Consider the following 18,241-nt stretch of genomic DNA (forward strand, 5'->3'; position numbering starts at 1 on the left):
GGATTAAAAAAAACATGAGCAGAAAAAAGACTGTCCTTTTGAGACAGCCTCTTTAGTCTTCAATTTTAAAATCCGCTATGGCATCCAGCTTTGGATATTTTGTAGCAGAGATGAATTTTTTCCCGGTACAGTCTATTTCCTTCCAGCCCTTCCTTTTCTTCACATCTCCCACTTCCATTACGAAAGGGATGAAGGATATCTCGTCCTTTCCATCTTCCTTAATCTCCCTGTACTGCACGGCGATATCTAAAATGCATTCATGATCGGTATTCAGTTTTACATTCCTGTAAATAATGTCATAATGGGTTTCCGCATTCTCGGGAATATCAAAGTAGGTCTCCCAGCCTGTAATATCAGAATTTAGCTCTGCCATTGCCGTTAACGCATAATAAAGAGCTACCGTATAGTATTTTCTCGTGCTTTTCCTCGTATAATCATCCACAAAATGTCCGCCTTCAAACAAAATGGTAGGCATTCCGTTCTTAATAAAATTATCACCTGTAGAGGTAGGATAAAACTCATCAGTATATCTGCCGATCTGGTTAGGGATCAGTTCTTTTAAGTGATTATAGATACTGGCGATTACAGCCATGCATTTTTTCCTGTTATGGGTTACGGTACGCTCAATGTTTTCGGAAGGTGCTAAAAAGGACAATGTGGCCGGATGGATACCATCTGTGGTAAAAATCGTTCTCTGCTCATGCAGGTTGAGGGCATAATCATAGTTTTCCGAGGCTGCGGCTTTTTTCAGGATACCGATCTCCGTACTGGCTTCATTATGAAAATCCCTGTTCAGATCAATTTCCTCTGCATTCAGTCTCGTCCACCTCTCAGAGCCGTCAGGGTTTAACATGAAAATAAAATCCAGTCTGATCCTACTGAATAATTCTTCCCTGATCTCCGGTGCCTGATTCAGGCTTTCCAATAAGTCGAGCATGGCGAGTGTGGCATTCGACTCATTACCATGCATCTGGGACCAGGCGAGGACTTTAATCTTCCCTTTTCCAATCGGCAGCTGATAAATAGGTTTTCCTAAATATGATCTTCCTATTTCACGGATGTAATCGCTGAGATTCTCCTGTAAGTAAAAAAATAATTTTTCCGGGAATATATAGCGATTTGGGAAATCAGGATTGGGAACATAGAATTGTTCAAAATTCATTGCGTATTCGTTTACAGAAATCAAATGTAAGCAATTTTAGTAAGAAAATAAAATTAACATTTGTGACTTGGTTAAACAATGTAAATTGACAGAATGTCTGTGGATAAAATTGTGGATTGCGAATAATTTAATACCTATGATATACATATCTATAAATCAGATAATTACAATATTTAATTAAATCACATTTTTAAACTTACTTTAAGTTCTTAAAAGCGTATTTATCCATAATTGAGCGTAATTCTGTTAAACATGGAAAATGTGAAAAACCATACGGATTTCTAACAATATACAAATGTAAAATCATGTTAATCGGGTAAATATGTCAACAAAACAGAGTATAAGTTAAAGTTTAATTAAGACATGTAACTTTCCATAATGCTCTTCTGAATATAGCTGTACTTTTAAGCAAGATCCCTGGTATTGGTGAAGATTACAGATCATTTTACAAGATAATTATCATTTGTAGCAAGCTCTTTAGCTTATATAATGAGCCATTTAGCCTGTCTTCTACTCTATAGTTTGGATTTACTCCTTGAAAATGGGTTTATAGCCCCGTATTATTGTCTTGGGCAAATAAGCCCATTATATATATTGAATAATAGAATGACCTCATCCTTTACTTTAAAGGTTAGTGTTAAGAAATCAAAAGAAAAAATATATTAATAAAAAATACAGGATTATATGAGAATATATCTATATGATTGATTATTAATCTGTTATATAATTTACATTTGTATTTGTATAAAATTTGAAACTGTTTACTTTTGTATTTTGCTTTTGTAAACTTTATTTTTACATTTGTAAATATATAAAAGCTTTGTCTTTATGAGTTTAAATGACAGAATTTCAAAGGTTATAGAATATTCCGGGTTAACTCCTTCGGAATTTGCTGACGAAATAGATGTACAGCGGTCTTCTATCTCTCACATCACATCCGGCAGGAATAAACCATCCCTGGAATTTATCATCAAAATAAAATCCAGATTTCCTGAAATCCTATGGGACTGGCTGGTTACCGGAGAGGGAGAAATGCTGAAATCTGATCTTCCCGAAACTGATCAGATTGAAGAGCGAAAAACGGATGAAGAAAAGACAAAACCAACTTCTCTACCCGATCTGTTTACCATGATGAGCGACGATGAAGATTTCGGAACAGAGAGACCAGATGATGAAGCTCCCGGACAAGGCCTCCGAGAATCCGATATATTACACCAAGGTACAGTCAGCGAAAAAATATCGGATTCTCAGCGATCAGAAAATACCCCTGAACAGATCATCCGGCAAACCACTGAAGGCCAGACCGGTAAAATAAAACGGATCGTTTTTTTCTATGATAATGGAAAATTTGAAAGTTTTGAGCCTTAAAAAACCTGCCCGGAAATCCGGCCAGGCTTTCAATAATATTTGAAGAAGAAAACTAAAGCTTATGTTTATGTTTATTTTTCAGATTATTTTTCTGTTGGTATCCCAAATTACGAAAAATTTAATAAACTAACAATAAATATTTGCATTTTACTATATAATCAGATTATTAATAGTAAAAACAAACTAACCAGCCTATTAGTATCAATAAGTATTAAAAAAGATCCCAATAGTCGATCATGATTAATATAGCTATAGTGTGATACCATTCATTTTCATTTCACATTAACCCCAGGGTCAGTTGTCCCCATTCAGATATCCAGCCCGTCTATTATATAGTACGTATTTCCTATTGCGGTTTATCCGTAAGAGCAGCAATATCGCCATCTTCAGCACTGGAGGCTGATAAAGATCCTTTCTGATCTATTTCGATTTTATAGCTGTAAGTAAATATTTATCATAAATTAGTTTTAATTAAAACTAATTTATATATATTTGTTATGCAATATGACTCAGAATTATTGAGCATCATATCACAGTCCGTCCGGTTTAATCTAATATTATTATCAAAATGTCTGCAAAACAAGATATTTCAGAATCAGCCATAGAGCTGGGCTGGGCCATCGCCGAAATGAAAAGCCGCTTACGACAAAGGATCCAGACCTGCATCAATGAGTATAATCCGGATCTTTCGTATGAGCTGGTTGAAATCCTGGGTCTGTTGTCGCGTAATAACGGCATCAATCAGCAGGAGATCGGTAATAAAGTAAGCAAAGACAAATCAAGCATTACCTATCTCATCAATAGTCTTGTAAAGCGGGATTTGGTGAAACGCGTAGCTTATGAAAATGACCGGAGAAATAAGCAGGTCTTTCTCACCCCAAAAGGCGAAAAGATCATAGAAACCATTTATCCATGGGTACTCGAGCTTTATAGTAAGGCTACTGATGGCCTTCATGGAGATGAAATCAATAAAGCTCTTCTTTTAATAAAAAAAATGACAGCAAACCTTGATTAACGGGGTTTAAAATACTTATATTTATGAGAACAATACTTGTGCCTATTGACTTTACACCCACCACCGAAAATGCAGTAAAGACTGCAGCAAAATGGGCAAAGCAATACGAATACCAGCATATTATTCTGCTAAAGGCTACCGGAGAATCTGAATTTGACTATCTGCCCCTTGCGGAAGGCTATTCATTTGTTAATGAAGAAAGCATCAACAATCTGCTGGAAAGAACGGAATTGTTATTTGATGAGCTCAGTAAAATAGTTGCAGAAATTTCACCTGATGTCCAGGTCTCGAGATTATTAAGCGACTGGGCTCTTACAAGAAGTATCAATGAGGTTTTAAAGAATCAGCCATCGATAGAACTGATCATTCTGGGAAGTGATGACCCTACTTCATCCAATGAAAGCTTCGTTTCAGATAATATTATAGGAATTGCAAGAACCAGCCCTGTTAAAGCTTTAATTGTTCCGAACAGCTATACATACAATAATATTAAGAACATTGTTATTCCTTGTGATATAAACGGGATAAAAAAGCTGGAAAGACTGTTTCATCACAAATCCATCATCCGGAAAAAAGATGTACGTTTGTTGTTTTTAAATATCAACACGAAAGGGGATACTGATATTGATGCTGATAAAAAGAAGGAGCTTGAAGATTATATCCAGCAACATTTAACCGGGATCCCAAGCAGTATCCACTACTCTTATGACGAGAACATCATCAGGGGGATTCTTACCTTTGCTTCCTCAAACGATGCGGATCTTATTATTGCCCTGCCAGGGAAACATAGCTTCCTCTATTATATGACAAACAGAAGCATCTCTGAAGGGATTTATCAGAATACCAGTCAACCCGTCCTGATATTGAAATAGTGGGTGTCTCACACTGATGGAACAAGAAATTGTGTAGTGCCGGAATTACAAGGAATCCGGTATATGATCAAAAAAACAGTAAATCCCGCATTCTGCGGGATTTATTTATTTTGTTATTTATTATTTTTCCTTCTCTCCAGTTCTTTTTTAATAAGCCCCAGCTCCCTGCCGGTCTGGCCGGCAACAGAGGTATTTTCCTGGGCTCTCCGCGTAAGGTAAGGAACTACATCTTTTACAGGCCCGTATGGAAGGTATTTAGCCACATTATAGCCCTTATCTGACAAATAAAAGGTAATGTTATCGCTCATTCCGTAAAGCTGTCCGAAATACACATGCGGATTGCCGTTTTCAAGAGATCTGGCTTTCATCTTATCCATTACCAGCTCCGAAGAAATCTCATTGTGGGTACCAAAGAAAGCTGAAACCTTATCTAGATGGTTCATTACGAAATCAATCCCTGCATTGTAATTTTTATCCGTAGCCTCTTTATTGGGCTGAATGGGGTCCGGATATCCCTGTTGCTCGGCCCGGGCCCTTTCTTTTTCCATATATGCCCCCCGAACGATCTTGTAGCCAATAAAGTAATCTTTTTCCCGGGCTCTCTTAAGGTGTTCCTCCATATATTCCAGTCTTCCTGTCCTGTACATCTGGATCGTATTCCATACGATAGGCTTTTCCCGGTTATATTTTTCCATCATCTCTTCACACAGCTGGTCTGCCGCATCCTGCATCCAGGTTTCTTCCGCATCCACCATCACTTTTTTATCATTCTCATGGCAAAGTCTGCATACCTCATCAAATCTTCTTACCACTCTTTCCCATTCTTCTTTCTGGCTTGAGGTAAGCTCCGCTTTTTTCCCTACAGCCTCATACAGATCAATCCTGCCAAAAGCAGTAGGCTTAAATACAATAAAAGGAATCGCAGGATTTCCTACGGAAAATCTTACAATATCTTTGATCTCTTTACAAACTGCATCAAAGGTTTCTTCATCTTCTTTTCCTTCAATAGAATAATCAAAAATACTTCCAACACCTCTTTTGAAAAGCTGTTTCACCACTTTCATACTTTCTTCCCGGGTCTCACCGCCACAAAACTGCTCAAAAAGAGTGTTTTTTACAATCCCTGTCACGAAAGGGAAATTATTATGAACCGTGAAGTTGAGAAGCGAAGTTCCGAGCCTGGTAAGAGAGGGCTGTTCGATCATTTTGAACATCCAGTATGCTTTTCTTAATTGTGCATCTGATTTGTCGGCAAATGCGACTTTAGTATCGTTAAAAATGGGCATTCCTATTTATTAAATTTAGTTACGCAAAGGTAATAATAACCTGAGTTTTTTAAAATATTTTTTCTATAATTTGCTTTCAATTCCATTCAGGAGCATCGAGAGGATTCCAATAAAAACCCAGAATCTGAGTATATTGAGGATAAAAAAATTGATCTTTCTGGAAGAATGCAAAATAAGATAGATGCAGAGGATCAGTACAAACAATCCTCCTGCGAAATAATAAGCCATAAATCCCGAAATTCCGGTTCTGCAGATCAGCTTCATGGAAACTGCCATCGTAATCATTAACAGGGAAACGATGATAATCCTGGTCATCCTGGTGCTGAAATAGTTGGGGATTGTAGTGTATCCAAAAGCTTTATCCACGCTCTTTGTAAGCGTATCCTTTACAATATCTATACATAGCAGGATAAGAAAAAGGAAGATTGCCATCAAAAATACTTTCCATGAAAATGTTCCATAGTAGACCATCATCCCGAAAAAAGGATACAGCGTAAGGCTTACAAAGGTGAGGTTATTGATAATCAGGATCCTGCTGAGCTTATGGCTGTAGAACCACATGAAGAACTGATAAATAACAAAGAACGCGAAGACCCTGTGAGAAATCATCCAGGCGACTCCCAAGGAAACCAGCCCCAGGAATAAATAAACATATAGGAAATATTTCTGGGCAATAAAGCTTTGAATCCTTGTTCTGAAGGGTTTTACCAGATGATCTTTTTCAAAGTCATAAAACTGATTGATAATTCCCCCTGCAAGGATCGTCAGGACGGTACAGAAAATAATGCCAAGGACCTTAAAATCAAAGACAAAATTCCTGAAGGTCTCATCCTGGTTGAATAAGAAAAAGGTGGAAACATACAGGGCAAAAGTGAGCAAAGCTGCGACAAAAAATCTGGTTCCCAGAAGAAAGCCCACAAATTGTGAGAATCTGTAAAATAGAGATTTAGAGGTAAACTTTTTGGATGGGAAAGTTTCTTTTTCAGAATTCATTCCATCTGTTTAAAATCTGTAGATCACTTCTTTTTGGAAACCTTCAAGCATTTTTTCGGCTTTTTCATAATCTTTGGTAAAGCCTAAAATATAGCCGCCGCCACCGCTTCCGCAGAGCTTAAGGTAATACGCGTTAGAATCCAGTCCTTTTTTCCAGATATTGAAAATGCTTTCGGGAATCATTGGGCGGAAATGCTCATAGGCCCAATGGGAAAGCTTTTTCAGGTTTCTGAAGAAAGGGTTCATGTCTTTTTTAAGGAAAGAATCTATGCAGGCATTATTATACCGGATAAATTCTTCTTTGAGAGTCTTGCGGAAACCTTCTGTCTTCATTTTTTCAAAGAAGATCTGGATCATAGGGCCGGTTTCTCCCGTAACACCGGAATCTATCAGGAATATGGCCCCTTTGCCTTCCTCTCCTTCCGGAATGGCAACCCTATCCAGATTTTCCCGGTTTTCGATAAGGATAGGCAGATTCATATAACAGATCAGAGGATCCATTCCTGAGCTTTTTCCATGGAAAAAGCTTTCCATTTCACCGAAAATGGCTTTCAGGTTCTTCAGGTTTTCTTTTGAAATATTTTCAGGATCATGTTTTCTGATTGAATATTTTTCGAAAATGGCAGCTACCAGTGCTCCCGAGCTCCCCACACCATATCCCTGGGGAATATTAGAATCAAAGAATAGCCCGTCTGAAATGTCTTTTTTGAACTTTTCAACATCGAGTTTGAACTGATCCGGGAGATCCAGCCCGGCAAGGTAATCAGAATATTCCTGCAGATGTTTGTTCGATTTTATTTCAAATTCTGAACGAGATTCAAAAAACTTCAATGTACCCTTATAGAAGCTGTAAGGAACAACAAGGCCTTGTGAGTCTTCGATCATTCCGTATTCTCCGAACAGAATTATTTTAGCGTAAAACAGAGGGTTCGTCATCTGACAATAAATCTTTTTGCAAATTTAAAAATTATTCCGCTGAATATAAGCAAAATCCGAGCCGAATTTTAGTTTTAAAGATAAAAAAAGACGTTTTCCAACATCTTTGATTTTTATAATGTATCCTTGCTTTTTAACACCCCTGTCTTTAAAAAACGGATCAGAATCAGCCCCGCTCCGAAGAACAATGTCATAGAAAGGGCAGCAATACGCATATTATTGAAATGTTCGATAAGGGTAGCGAAAATAAATGTTCCGATAATGATGGCTATTTTTTCCAGCACATCGTAGAAGCTGAAAAATGTCGTATTCTCCATAGAATCTTCAGGTAACAGCTTTGAATAGGTGGATCTCGACATCGCCTGAAGACCGCCCATTACAAGGCCCACAACAGCGGCTACGCCATAGAACTGATATTCTACCGTAGGGTTTTCCTTATTCAGGAAATAAGCCCATATACAAGCAATGATCCAAAGAACCACCGCAATAGAGATCACATTTTTATTCCCAATTTTTCTGGACAGTCTTGAGAAAATGATGGCCCCGATAATGGCTTCAATCTGAATAACGAGAAGGGTTGCAATCAGCTTATCCTGCGCGAGGTTTATTTCACTTTTCCCGAACAGGGTCGCCATAAGAAAGATGGTCTGCATCCCTACACTATAAAAAAAGAAACTGGACAGGAAGAACTTCAGGTTCTTATCTTTAAACAGCTCGTCGCCTACCTTAAACAGCTCATGAAAGCTTTCTTTTGCGATATCCTTATAAAAGCTCAGGTTATCTTTTAAAACTTCAAAAAAGCCTCCCTGCTCTTCATGTTTCTTGAAGATATTTTTATAATTTAACAGTACGAGATCTTTAGGAAGCTTGTCTTTAACATCTCCAAACTGAGGAAGATGCTTGAAGGTATATTGTGAGAATCCAAACCACCACGCACCGGTCAGCAGGAAGCTTATTCTGGTAAATAACAACTGCTGGGCCGCTCCTTCGGCAAAAACCTGGATCAGAACCAGGCAGATCACCACGAGGATCACAGAGCCGATATAGCCGTATACATATCCTCTTGCAGAGAGCGCATCCTGCTTATCAGGGGTTGCAATATCCGGTAAAAATGAATTATAGAAAACAAGGCTTCCCCAAAAGCCCACACTGGCCGTTATGCTGAAAAGGAGCCCGAGAAAGACATTATGCATGCCGGTAAACATCGCCAGCCCCATGCAGGAGGTTGCTCCCAGGTAGCAGAAAAACTGCAGGAAAGACTTTTTATTTCCGATGGTATCTGCTAAGGAAGACAAGAACGGGGACAGGATCACCACAATAAGGAACGATATTGTAAGCGAATATCCGTACACCGCATCCGGCTGGTATTCTTTTCCAAAGACCTTTATCATGTGCCTTACCGGAACATCAATCCAGGATTTTGTTTCTGCAACATATTCCTTCTTTTCATAAGCTGTGGTGAGGATAGAATAATATATCGGGAAGATCGTGGAGGTAATTACCAGTGAATATACGGAATTGGCCCAGTCATATACAGCCCAGGCTTTCATAATTTTAGGATTATTTTTTATATTCTGAGGCTGTTGATTCTCAATTTCAGACATTTCAAATAAATATATTAGTTGCACAAAAATAAAAAAACCGCTGAATATTCAGTATTTTTTTTATGAATTAGTGTCGCTGCAATATTAAATTTATTTCACAGTTCAGCACATTTGTAATGCCCAATAAAAAATGGAGCCTCAAAGGCTCCAATTCTATCAGTAATCTTGTCTGTTTATTACATATTTTCGATAACAATGGCAGAAGCACCGCCGCCACCGTTACAGATCGCTGCAGCACCATATTTGGCGTTGTTTTGTTTCAGTACATTGATCAGGGTAACAATGATCCTTGATCCTGAACTGCCTAGCGGATGTCCTAATGCTACCGCGCCACCGTTCACATTTACTTTGGACGCGTCTAATCCCAGGATCTTGTTATTGGCCAAACCTACCACAGAGAAAGCTTCATTAAATTCAAAAAAGTCGATATCTGAAAGCTCTAGCCCTGCTTTTTTAAGAGCAACAGGCAATGCTTTTGCCGGAGCAGTAGTAAAGTTTTCAGGCTCCTGAGCGGCATCAGCATAAGAAACGATTCTTGCCAATGGCTTAAGTCCTAGTTCTTCCATTTTTTCTCTGGAAACAAGAACTAAAGCTGAAGCCCCGTCGTTTAAAGTGGAGGCATTAGCTGCCGTCACAGTACCTTCTTCTTTTTTAAATACTGTAGGAAGCGTAGGGATTCTGTCGAAGTTTACAGCTTTGTATTCTTCGTCTTCGGAGAAAATAACAGGATCTCCTTTTCTTTGAGGAATTTCTACCGGCACCACTTCGTCTTTAAATTTGCCTTCACTCCAGGCTTTTGCTGACCTTTTATAGGATTCAATGGCAAAATTATCCTGCTCCTCTCTTGAGATATTATAGTCTGTTGCACATTTTTCAGCGCAAACCCCCATATGCACTTTATTGTAAACGTCTGTAAGACCGTCCAGAACCATTCCGTCCTGCATTTTTACATCGCCTAATTTTGCGGCCACTCTTGCATTGTAGTAATGCGGAACCATAGACATGTTTTCCATACCTCCTGCAACAATGATGTCCACATCACCGGCTTTGATGGCCTGGGCAGCCATGGTTACTGCTTTCATCCCTGAAGCGCAAACCTTGTTTACCGTAGTAGATGGTGTATTTATAGAGAGGCCGGCCCCTAATGCAACCTGACGAGCCGGAGCCTGTCCCTCTCCTGCCTGTAAAACATTTCCCATATAAATTTCCTGAACCTTTGCAGGATCAAGACCGATTTTATCTAATGCTCCTTTTACCGCAACAGTTCCAAGCTTTGTAGCAGGAACGGTTGATAAGCTTCCCATAAAACTTCCCATCGGAGTTCTAACAGCGGAAACGATGAATACTTCTTTCATGTGTATATATTTAATTTTTATTAGTCACATGGAACCTTACGGTTTCATTTTTATAATTCTATTTATTTTACTTTGATAATTTTCTTTTCAATCTCCTGATTATCGACCTTTGATCTGATTCTCAGATAATCTCCTTCTGTCTGCACCACTTTATTGCTCACCACATCTCCTATCTGCGTAGGATCATTCTTGTCCGTTTTTTCTATAACTATTGTTTTGTAATTGCAGTCGTCCAGAAAAACAATGCTTGATTTTATGAAATCTTTACCGCCATTAAAGTATTCTGTCTGTACATTGTCTTTAATGGTCATGTACCAGATTCCCTCCGGATAATTGTCACGCAGGAATTTCCCTTCCCGGATATTCTTACATTTCGCAGGGTTATCGGGATTTTTAAGGCTCATATCCTGGTTCAAGGCAGTCTGTGCACCAGCCTGGAAAATCCCTAAGAACAATACTAATATTGAAAGTGGTTTTAAATAGTTCATATCTGTGTCTGTTTTGTATTAGCAAAGAATATCAAAAAGGCTCCTAAAAATTCTATAATCCAGCCCCATCTCAGTTTTACGACACCGGCCAGGGTCTCACGCCAGGATTTGAAAGGCATAAAGCTAAAGTATTGAAAAGCCTGAACCTTAATGGCGAATAAAGTAAAAGTGAACAGAATAATCAAAAGAATGGCAAATACTCTGGTCATCCTCACATGGCTATTCACAATTCCCCATAGCGCACAGACCGAAAAAACCCAGCATGTAATCGCCAGATAATGGTCTACCTTCCAATAATTCCAGTTTCCTATAACGGGGATATGAACTAAAGGAAGAAAGCTACCGACGACTACCAACAATAGTCCTAACAACTGAATATTTTTCATATTTCCTAAAGTGCCAAAATACAAAAAAAAACACACTTAAAATAAGCGTGTTTCAAAATCAGTTATTCATATCCAATCCATAATAAATATCAAAATATCGAATATAAATTTATACAATCCGTAAAAAATAAAGAGTATCATTATCAAGTTAAAAATCCGGATTATTGGCATCAATTCCGGTTTATAATCCATATTTCCCGTCCAATACCGTATCTTATCAGATCCAGGCTTAAATCTTCTGAATATTGAGACTGGAGTCGCCGGAACTAATCCCGAATATCAAAGCTGCAAAAGGTGCTTAAAAACAAAAATTGCACTTCTGACAGTGCAATTTGATATGTTAAAATTAATGGTTTACATGGACTACTTCTTCAGGCTTATGCTGATGCCTGAACAAGACCGCAAAAAGAACGGCTAATATCAGGGCATATCCGGCAAAGGACAGCCATATTTGTTGCCAGTCTTTCAGCATTACGGCTGATGTCAGGCTACCATCAGGATTTACAGCAGAATTGAAGCTGTTTTTAAGGATTTTCAAAAAGGTAGGATCATCCGGTGTAGTCTGCAGGTATGCGGTGAGGGCTGATACACTGGTAAATTTATGGGTAAAAAACCTGTCTATTGCCCAGCCTGCAATATAGCTTCCCAAAACCGCCCCGAAACCGTTGGTCATCATCATAAACAAACCCTGTGCCGAGGAACGGATCTTTTTATCTGTAGTGGTCTCTACAAAAAGTGATCCTGAGATATTGAAGAAATCAAAGGCCATCCCATAAACCACACAGGAAAGAATGATCAGGGCAAGACCGAACCCCTCAGGAACCCCATATGCGAAAAATCCGAATCTTAACACCCAGGCCAGCATTGACATCAGCATTACTTTTTTAATCCCGAACTTCTTTAAAAAGAAAGGAATCGCCAGAATAAACAATGTCTCGGAAACCTGTGAAATAGACATTATAATTGTTGACCTCTGCACTACAAAAGAGTCTGCATATTTCGGGAAATGCTCAAATTCGCTCAGGAAAACGTCTCCATAGGCATTGGTAAGCTGTAATGCAGCTCCCAGAAGCATAGAGAATAAAAAGAATAAGGCGGTCTTATAATTCCCGAAAAGCCTGAATGCATTCAACCCCAGCTGCTCCATTACCGGTGCATTTTTATCAATTAATTTTTGCGGAGGGCATTTAGGCAAGGTAAGGGCATAGATCCCGAGGAAGACCGCAACGGCTCCGGCAATGTAAAACTGTCCTTCCGTGGCCTTATTTCCGGTAAGGTTGGTGATCCACATGGCAACAATAAAACCTATGGTTCCCCAAACCCGGATCGGTGGAAAGTCTTTCACCACATCCAGAGCACTGTTTTTTAAGATGGTATAAGAGATAGAGTTGGCCAATGCAATGGTTGGCATATAGAAACACATGGCCACCAGCATTATGGAAAAGAAAGAATCGGGATCTGCAGAATGCGGCAGAATGAAAAGCACAATCCCATACAGAATATGCAGGACTGAGAAAATCCTTTCCGCATTTACCCATCGGTCAGCTATAATCCCGGTGATGGTAGGCATAAAAATAGAAGCTATTCCCATCGTCCCGAAAACAGCTCCAAACTGGGTTCCATCCCAGTGTTTTGTCCCAAACCAGAAATTAGCTATCGTTATCAGCCAGGCTCCCCAAACGAAAAACTGAAGAAAGCTAAGGACGGTAAGGCGTAGTTTTAAATTCATAGTATCCAAATATCTCTTAATCAATTTTCTTTTTCCTCCTCTTGATTTCTTCCTGAATTTCCAAAGCCGTATCATAATCTTCTTCTTTTACCGCATCATCCAACAGCTTTTGCAACTCTTCCATTGAAAGGGCCTTTAAATTATCTTCATTATGAACCGTTTCAGAAAAGGTCTGCTCTTCCTTGGAAACATCTTCCAGTTCCAAAAGGATTCCGGCTTCGTTCAAAACCTGCTGAGTGGTAAAAATGGGAGCGTCAAACCTTACGGCCATTGCCACAGCATCCGAGGTCCTAGCATCCAGGATCAGCTCATCATTGGTGATTTTATTTTTAAAATTGATATTAGAGAAAAAAACGCCATCTACAATCTGGTATATGATGACCGATACCAGTTCGTAATTGGCAGAGACTATAAATTTTGTGAATAAATCATGTGTAAGAGGTCTGGGCGGGTGGATATCTTTTTCCAGTCCCAGAGAGATGGATTGTGCTTCAAAATTTCCTATAACAACAGGTAATTTTATATGAGATTCTTCATGTTCCAATAACAATGCATACGCCCCTGATTGTGTCTGGCTGTACGATATTCCGCGAATAATTAACTGTTTATAATCCATAGCTACAAATATAGATTAATTTTTTTTTGTAGGTTTCAATTTTTTGCATAAAAATAAAAGCCCGGAAGGCTCCGAACTTTTATTTTTGTATGATAACCATCAATTATGAATTGTGAATTAATTGTATTATAAATCTTGGAGATCTGCAATTATTGACAATACAAAACCGACAATTTGTCTTTTATCCTTTTAAAGCTTTAATTTTTTCAGTTAACGCCGGAATGATCTGGAAAGCATCTCCCACTACTCCATAGTCAGCAGACTTGAAGAACGGGGCTTCCGGGTCGTTATTGATCACTACGATCGTTTTGGAAGAGTTGACTCCGGCAAGGTGCTGGATAGCTCCCGAAATCCCCACGGCGATATAAAGGTTTGGAGATATGGCCTTTCCTGTCTGCCCTACGTGCTCAGTATGAGGTCTCCAGCCGATATCTGAAACCGGTTTTGAACAGGCTGTGGCGGCGCCCAAAACATTTGCGAGCTCTTCGATCATTCCCCAGTTTTCCGGACCTTTCATTCCTCTACCTGCTGAAACAACGATTTCCGCTTCTTTAAGATCCAGTTTTCCTGAGCTTTGCTCATGGGAGATCACTTTGGTATCTTCGTTGGCTACAGACAGGTCTTTCACCTCTTCTGAACCTGATACGGAATTTTCCTTAACCCCGAAAGCGTTTTGGGAAACCGTAAGGATAACCCCGTTTCCTTCAGCTCTGGCATGCATGAAGCCTTTTCCTGAGAAAGCTTTTCTTTTTACCTGGAAAGGTGAAAGACTTTCAGGAACTGCCAATACATTGGTAATTAAAGCGTAATTCTTCATTACCGCCAACATGGGAGCTATTGAGGAGGCATCCGTTGTATGGGGGAAAATAATGATATTTCCATCCGCAACTTCATTGATGGCCTGGGCAAACGCCTTGGCTGAAAAGCTTTTAAGGCCCTCATCTTTGATATTGATAACTTTGGACGCTCCATATTTATATAATGAATCCGAAGCATCTGTAGGGTTTACAGAGACTGCGGTAACCGTATCTCCGGCCTGGTCTGCAACAGCCTTAGCATAGGATACTGCTTCGAAAGCTGCTTTTTTGTAAACTCCGTTTATATTTTCTGCGTATACAAATACTGCCATTTTCTTAAATTTTAATTTTTAATTTTAGATTATATTACTTTAGCCTCTTCATGAAGTAGTCTTACCAATTCGTCCAGATTATCCGGAGAAACAATTTTCACGGCAGCTCTCGGAGGTACACTGTCAAAAGAAACTCCCTGAACTTTCACTTCTGAGGAAGAAGGCTCTACCACCTGAAGCGGTTTGGTTCTTGCAGACATAATTCCTCTCATATTCGGGATGATAAGGTCTTTTTCATCTACCAATCCTTTTTGGCCTGCAATTACAGCCGGTAATTTTACAGAAATGGTTTCCTTCCCTCCTTCAATTTCCCTTACGGCAGTAGCCTCACTACCATTCACATCCAAACCTACGGATGCGTTTACGAAAGGCTGATTTAATAACTGGGCCACCATTCCCGGAACTGAACCTCCATTATAATCAATAGATTCCTTACCGCAAAGGATCAGGTCATAGCCTCCGTTTTGGGCAACAGCAGCGATTTCTTTAGCCGTGGAATAGCTGTCTTTAGGATCAAGGTTCACTCTTACCGCATCATTGGCTCCTATTGCCAATGCTTTTCTGATCACAGGCTCTGTAGTGGCATCGCCTACATTGATTACGGTTACTGTAGCTCCCTGAGATTCCTGAAGTTTAATAGCTTTTGTTAATGCAAATTCATCTAAAGGGTTGATTACCCACTGGATCCCGTTTTTGTCGAAGGCAGATTTATCTGCTGTAAAGTTAATCTTGGAAGTAGTATCCGGAACACTACTAATACAAACTAATATTTTCATGTGTACTATTTTATTTTTTCTCTTTTGGGCATAGTTATATGCAGAGATTTTTTATATATTTAATTTTTGCTAATATAAATAAAAAATATATTATGCATGCATAATACTTATTAATTTATTATTCAATACATTAGATGTCTTATTTTGCCGGTTTTGACGCCCTGAATTCAATCTTACTGGGCAAAACTCTCGGATTCATCTTTAAAATATCCAATACCAGATTCCCCATATCTTCGGGTTGTATTTTCCAGCTGTCTTTTTCGGAAGGCGTATTTCCGTTGAAATAAGTGGCTACTGAACCGGGCATGATAACGGTGGCCTTGATGTTATATTTTCTAAGATCAATCATCGCAGCCTGGGTAAACCCCACGACCCCGAACTTGGAAGCATTGTATCCCGTGCCGTTTTCAAAGAAATTAGCGCCAGCCAGGCTGGAAATGGTAATATAATATCCCTCAGTCTTCTTCAGCTCTTCCACTGAAGCTTTTAAGGTGTAGAACACACCCGTAAGGTTAGTGTCTATCATATCATTCCAATCTTCAGCAGTCAGCTCATCTACGGGCTTGAATATGCCCAATCCGGCATTGGCGATAACAAAATCCAGCCTCCCGAATTTTTCAACCGTGTATTTTACCGCCTCTTCTTCACTTTCAAGATTCCTCACATCTGAAACAATTCCTAAAACTCTGTCAGAATATTGCTGCAGTTCTTTTTCAGCTTTTAAAACATCATCTCTTTTTCTTCCCGAAAATGATACAGAAACACCATTTTCAAGTAATATCCTGGCTATTCCGAAACCTATCCCTTTAGTTCCTCCTGTGATATAAGCAACTTTGTTTTCTAGCATGATCTTAAAATTTAATTCTATAAAAATAAACAAAACGCTGCAATTAAAGCTTTTTTAGCAGGTAAGATTTGTCAGCATTTGCAACTTCCAACAGGTCTTTCTGATTAATCAATGATTTTGGTTTCAGGAATCGGTATTACTGATTTATTCTCACCAGACCATTTTATATTCCAGAGAAGCATCGGATCAATTATGGGATCAGAATATAAATAATCCCCGGAAGCTTGGTCCGGGGATCAGTTTATTTCGTATAATTATCAAAAAACAAGGGGATACTTTCAATTCCTTTATAGAAATTGAAGAGGCCGTAATGTTCATTCGGGGAATGGATGGCATCGGAATCGAGCCCAAAGCCCATCAAAACAGATTTGGCCCCCAGGATCTTTTCAAACATGGCTGTAATCGGGATACTTCCTCCTCCTCTGTAAGGAAGCACTTCTTTCCCGAATGCCGTTTCCATGGCTTTCTTAGCGGCCACAAATTCTTTGGTATCCGTTGGCAGAACGTAAGGCATTCCTCCGTGGTGAGGGGTTACTTTTACTTTTACATTATCTGGGGCTATTTTTTCGAAATATTTTGTGAATTTTTCGGTAATCTCCTCCGGTGTCTGATAAGGAACCAGACGCATTGAAATTTTAGCAAAGGCTTTTGAAGGGATAACCGTCTTCGCTCCTTCTCCTGTATAGCCTCCCCATATCCCGTTACAGTCTAAGGTAGGGCGGATGGAGGTCCTTTCCAGAGTGGTGTATCCTTTTTCACCTTCTACCCCGTTTAGTCCGATGGATTTTTTAAATTCTTCAGGATTATCCTTCAGTTTATTCATTTCAGCCCTGTCCTCGTCCGAAACTGTTTCTACATTATCATAGAAGCCGTCAATAGTGATATGGCCGTCTTCGTCTATCAATTTAGCGATCATTCTTGAAAGGACATGGATAGGATTCGGAACTGCACCACCATAAAGCCCTGAGTGTAAATCCCTGTTTGGGCCTTCCACTTCAACCTCTACATAGCTTAAGCCTCTTAAGCCTGTTGTAACGGTTGGTTGCTCATTGCTGTAAATATGGGTATCGGAAATCAAAATGCAGTCGCAGGCCAGCTTGTCTTTATTTTCGTTAACGAAATCGCCCAGGCTCACGGATCCTACTTCTTCTTCTCCTTCTAAAATAAATTTGACGTTACAAGGAAGTGTATTGGTCTTCATCATGGCTTCAAAAGCTTTCAGATGCATGAAGAACTGTCCTTTATCATCTGCAGCGCCTCTGGCAAAGATGGCCCCGTCAGGGTGAAGTTCCGTTTTTTCAATATATGGTTCAAACGGAGGTTTCTTCCATAGTTCCAGCGGATCTGCAGGCTGTACATCATAATGCCCGTAAACCAATACTGTAGGCAGGCTTGCATCAAGGATTTTTTCTCCAAAAACGATAGGATAGCCTTTTGTCTGGCATACTTCCACATTATCGGCACCTGCATTTTTTAGGTGTTCAGCACATACCTCGGCACATCTTAAGACATCTTCTTTATACGCCGGATCTGCAGAAATAGACGGGATTCTCAATAACTCAAATAATTCATCCACGAAACGTTGTTTGTTTTCGTTAATGTAATTTAATGTCTCTTGCATTGTAAAATTTATTTTGTTAAAAGTAAAAAAAAAGGCCTGCCTCAGCAAACAAAAAACT

At 39.3% G+C, this 18,241-nt stretch carries 17 protein-coding genes; 3 read left to right on the forward strand and 14 right to left on the reverse strand.

The features are described 5' to 3' along the window. Positions 1 to 52: 52 nt before the first annotated feature. Positions 53 to 1,162 (reverse strand): M14 family zinc carboxypeptidase, encoded by a 1,110-nt coding sequence (locus ABMQ40_RS14785; protein ID WP_370900950.1) that lies wholly within the window; start codon positions 1,160 to 1,162, stop codon positions 53 to 55. An 828-nt stretch (positions 1,163 to 1,990) separates the two neighbouring features. Here ABMQ40_RS14785 and ABMQ40_RS14790 point away from each other — a divergent pair. The 3 genes from ABMQ40_RS14790 (at position 1,991) to ABMQ40_RS14800 (ending at position 4,417) form a co-directional block, all read left to right on the forward strand. Then, entirely contained in the window at positions 1,991 to 2,530 is a 540-nt protein-coding gene (locus tag ABMQ40_RS14790; protein WP_370900951.1) for a helix-turn-helix domain-containing protein, read from the forward strand. A gap of 568 nt (positions 2,531 to 3,098) precedes the next feature. After that, positions 3,099 to 3,545, forward strand: coding sequence for a MarR family winged helix-turn-helix transcriptional regulator (locus ABMQ40_RS14795; protein WP_370900952.1), 447 nt, complete (start codon positions 3,099 to 3,101; stop codon positions 3,543 to 3,545). Positions 3,546 to 3,568: 23 nt separating this feature from the next. Continuing rightward, on the forward strand, positions 3,569 to 4,417 hold the full coding sequence (locus ABMQ40_RS14800) for a universal stress protein (protein WP_370900953.1): 849 nt from the start codon (positions 3,569 to 3,571) through the stop codon (positions 4,415 to 4,417). Positions 4,418 to 4,530: 113 nt separating this feature from the next. On the opposite strand, the gene ABMQ40_RS14805 is transcribed toward ABMQ40_RS14800, so the two are convergent. The 13 genes from ABMQ40_RS14805 to ABMQ40_RS14865 form a co-directional block, all read right to left on the reverse strand. Next, positions 4,531 to 5,703, reverse strand: a complete 1,173-nt coding sequence (locus ABMQ40_RS14805; protein WP_370900954.1) for a proline dehydrogenase family protein — start codon at positions 5,701 to 5,703, stop codon at positions 4,531 to 4,533. 63 nt (positions 5,704 to 5,766) lie between these two features. Then, positions 5,767 to 6,696 carry a UbiA family prenyltransferase gene (locus ABMQ40_RS14810; RefSeq protein ID WP_370900955.1) on the reverse strand — a complete coding sequence of 310 codons (930 nt, stop codon included), beginning with the start codon at positions 6,694 to 6,696 and terminating at the stop codon, positions 5,767 to 5,769. A 9-nt stretch (positions 6,697 to 6,705) separates the two neighbouring features. Beyond that, positions 6,706 to 7,632 carry a mevalonate kinase family protein gene (locus ABMQ40_RS14815; RefSeq protein ID WP_370900956.1) on the reverse strand — a complete coding sequence of 309 codons (927 nt, stop codon included), beginning with the start codon at positions 7,630 to 7,632 and terminating at the stop codon, positions 6,706 to 6,708. 113 nt (positions 7,633 to 7,745) lie between these two features. Further along, positions 7,746 to 9,236, reverse strand: coding sequence for an MFS transporter (locus ABMQ40_RS14820; RefSeq protein WP_370900957.1), 1,491 nt, complete (start codon positions 9,234 to 9,236; stop codon positions 7,746 to 7,748). A gap of 176 nt (positions 9,237 to 9,412) precedes the next feature. Next, entirely contained in the window at positions 9,413 to 10,591 is a 1,179-nt protein-coding gene (locus tag ABMQ40_RS14825) for an acetyl-CoA C-acyltransferase (protein ID WP_370900958.1), read from the reverse strand. A gap of 62 nt (positions 10,592 to 10,653) precedes the next feature. After that, positions 10,654 to 11,079: a hypothetical protein gene (locus ABMQ40_RS14830; protein ID WP_370900959.1), complete on the reverse strand. Its 426-nt coding sequence runs from the start codon at positions 11,077 to 11,079 to the stop codon at positions 10,654 to 10,656. Next, positions 11,076 to 11,465, reverse strand: a complete 390-nt coding sequence (locus tag ABMQ40_RS14835; protein ID WP_370900960.1) for a hypothetical protein — start codon at positions 11,463 to 11,465, stop codon at positions 11,076 to 11,078. Before ABMQ40_RS14835 ends, ABMQ40_RS14830 begins: the two co-directional genes overlap by 4 nt. A 346-nt stretch (positions 11,466 to 11,811) precedes the next feature. Beyond that, complete coding sequence (locus ABMQ40_RS14840) at positions 11,812 to 13,194, reverse strand: nucleoside permease (RefSeq protein ID WP_370900961.1); 1,383 nt, start codon at positions 13,192 to 13,194, stop codon at positions 11,812 to 11,814. Between the two features lie 16 nt (positions 13,195 to 13,210). Beyond that, complete coding sequence (locus ABMQ40_RS14845; protein WP_370900962.1) at positions 13,211 to 13,810, reverse strand: bifunctional nuclease family protein; 600 nt, start codon at positions 13,808 to 13,810, stop codon at positions 13,211 to 13,213. A gap of 181 nt (positions 13,811 to 13,991) precedes the next feature. Continuing rightward, entirely contained in the window at positions 13,992 to 14,939 is a 948-nt protein-coding gene (locus ABMQ40_RS14850) for an electron transfer flavoprotein subunit alpha/FixB family protein (protein ID WP_370900963.1), read from the reverse strand. Positions 14,940 to 14,968: 29 nt separating this feature from the next. Next, complete coding sequence (locus tag ABMQ40_RS14855) at positions 14,969 to 15,715, reverse strand: electron transfer flavoprotein subunit beta/FixA family protein (RefSeq protein WP_370900964.1); 747 nt, start codon at positions 15,713 to 15,715, stop codon at positions 14,969 to 14,971. Between the two features lie 139 nt (positions 15,716 to 15,854). Further along, a complete protein-coding gene (locus tag ABMQ40_RS14860) occupies positions 15,855 to 16,562 on the reverse strand; it encodes an SDR family oxidoreductase (protein ID WP_370900965.1) in 708 nt (235 codons plus the stop codon). Positions 16,563 to 16,803: 241 nt separating this feature from the next. Next, positions 16,804 to 18,183 carry a dipeptidase gene (locus tag ABMQ40_RS14865; RefSeq protein WP_370900966.1) on the reverse strand — a complete coding sequence of 460 codons (1,380 nt, stop codon included), beginning with the start codon at positions 18,181 to 18,183 and terminating at the stop codon, positions 16,804 to 16,806. Between the last annotated feature and the right edge of the window lie 58 nt (positions 18,184 to 18,241).

The sequence above is a fragment of the Chryseobacterium gossypii genome (assembly GCF_041361455.1).
GTDB classification, from domain to species: Bacteria; Bacteroidota; Bacteroidia; order Flavobacteriales; family Weeksellaceae; genus Chryseobacterium; species Chryseobacterium gossypii.

What these genes read in the sequence shown, in the direction of transcription:
- ABMQ40_RS14850 (WP_370900963.1), bottom strand. Translation starts at nt 14,939, where the DNA reads ATGGCAGTATTTGTATACGCAGAAAATATAAACGGAGTTTACAAAAAA.
- ABMQ40_RS14860 (WP_370900965.1), bottom strand. Translation starts at nt 16,562, where the DNA reads ATGCTAGAAAACAAAGTTGCTTATATCACAGGAGGAACTAAAGGGATA.
- ABMQ40_RS14790 (WP_370900951.1), top strand. Translation starts at nt 1,991, where the DNA reads ATGAGTTTAAATGACAGAATTTCAAAGGTTATAGAATATTCCGGGTTA.
- ABMQ40_RS14865 (WP_370900966.1), bottom strand. Translation starts at nt 18,183, where the DNA reads ATGCAAGAGACATTAAATTACATTAACGAAAACAAACAACGTTTCGTG.
- ABMQ40_RS14805 (WP_370900954.1), bottom strand. Translation starts at nt 5,703, where the DNA reads ATGCCCATTTTTAACGATACTAAAGTCGCATTTGCCGACAAATCAGAT.
- ABMQ40_RS14830 (WP_370900959.1), bottom strand. Translation starts at nt 11,079, where the DNA reads ATGAACTATTTAAAACCACTTTCAATATTAGTATTGTTCTTAGGGATT.
- ABMQ40_RS14820 (WP_370900957.1), bottom strand. Translation starts at nt 9,236, where the DNA reads ATGTCTGAAATTGAGAATCAACAGCCTCAGAATATAAAAAATAATCCT.
- ABMQ40_RS14840 (WP_370900961.1), bottom strand. Translation starts at nt 13,194, where the DNA reads ATGAATTTAAAACTACGCCTTACCGTCCTTAGCTTTCTTCAGTTTTTC.
- ABMQ40_RS14800 (WP_370900953.1), top strand. Translation starts at nt 3,569, where the DNA reads ATGAGAACAATACTTGTGCCTATTGACTTTACACCCACCACCGAAAAT.
- ABMQ40_RS14855 (WP_370900964.1), bottom strand. Translation starts at nt 15,715, where the DNA reads ATGAAAATATTAGTTTGTATTAGTAGTGTTCCGGATACTACTTCCAAG.
- ABMQ40_RS14835 (WP_370900960.1), bottom strand. Translation starts at nt 11,465, where the DNA reads ATGAAAAATATTCAGTTGTTAGGACTATTGTTGGTAGTCGTCGGTAGC.
- ABMQ40_RS14810 (WP_370900955.1), bottom strand. Translation starts at nt 6,696, where the DNA reads ATGAATTCTGAAAAAGAAACTTTCCCATCCAAAAAGTTTACCTCTAAA.
- ABMQ40_RS14785 (WP_370900950.1), bottom strand. Translation starts at nt 1,162, where the DNA reads ATGAATTTTGAACAATTCTATGTTCCCAATCCTGATTTCCCAAATCGC.
- ABMQ40_RS14825 (WP_370900958.1), bottom strand. Translation starts at nt 10,591, where the DNA reads ATGAAAGAAGTATTCATCGTTTCCGCTGTTAGAACTCCGATGGGAAGT.
- ABMQ40_RS14845 (WP_370900962.1), bottom strand. Translation starts at nt 13,810, where the DNA reads ATGGATTATAAACAGTTAATTATTCGCGGAATATCGTACAGCCAGACA.
- ABMQ40_RS14815 (WP_370900956.1), bottom strand. Translation starts at nt 7,632, where the DNA reads ATGACGAACCCTCTGTTTTACGCTAAAATAATTCTGTTCGGAGAATAC.
- ABMQ40_RS14795 (WP_370900952.1), top strand. Translation starts at nt 3,099, where the DNA reads ATGTCTGCAAAACAAGATATTTCAGAATCAGCCATAGAGCTGGGCTGG.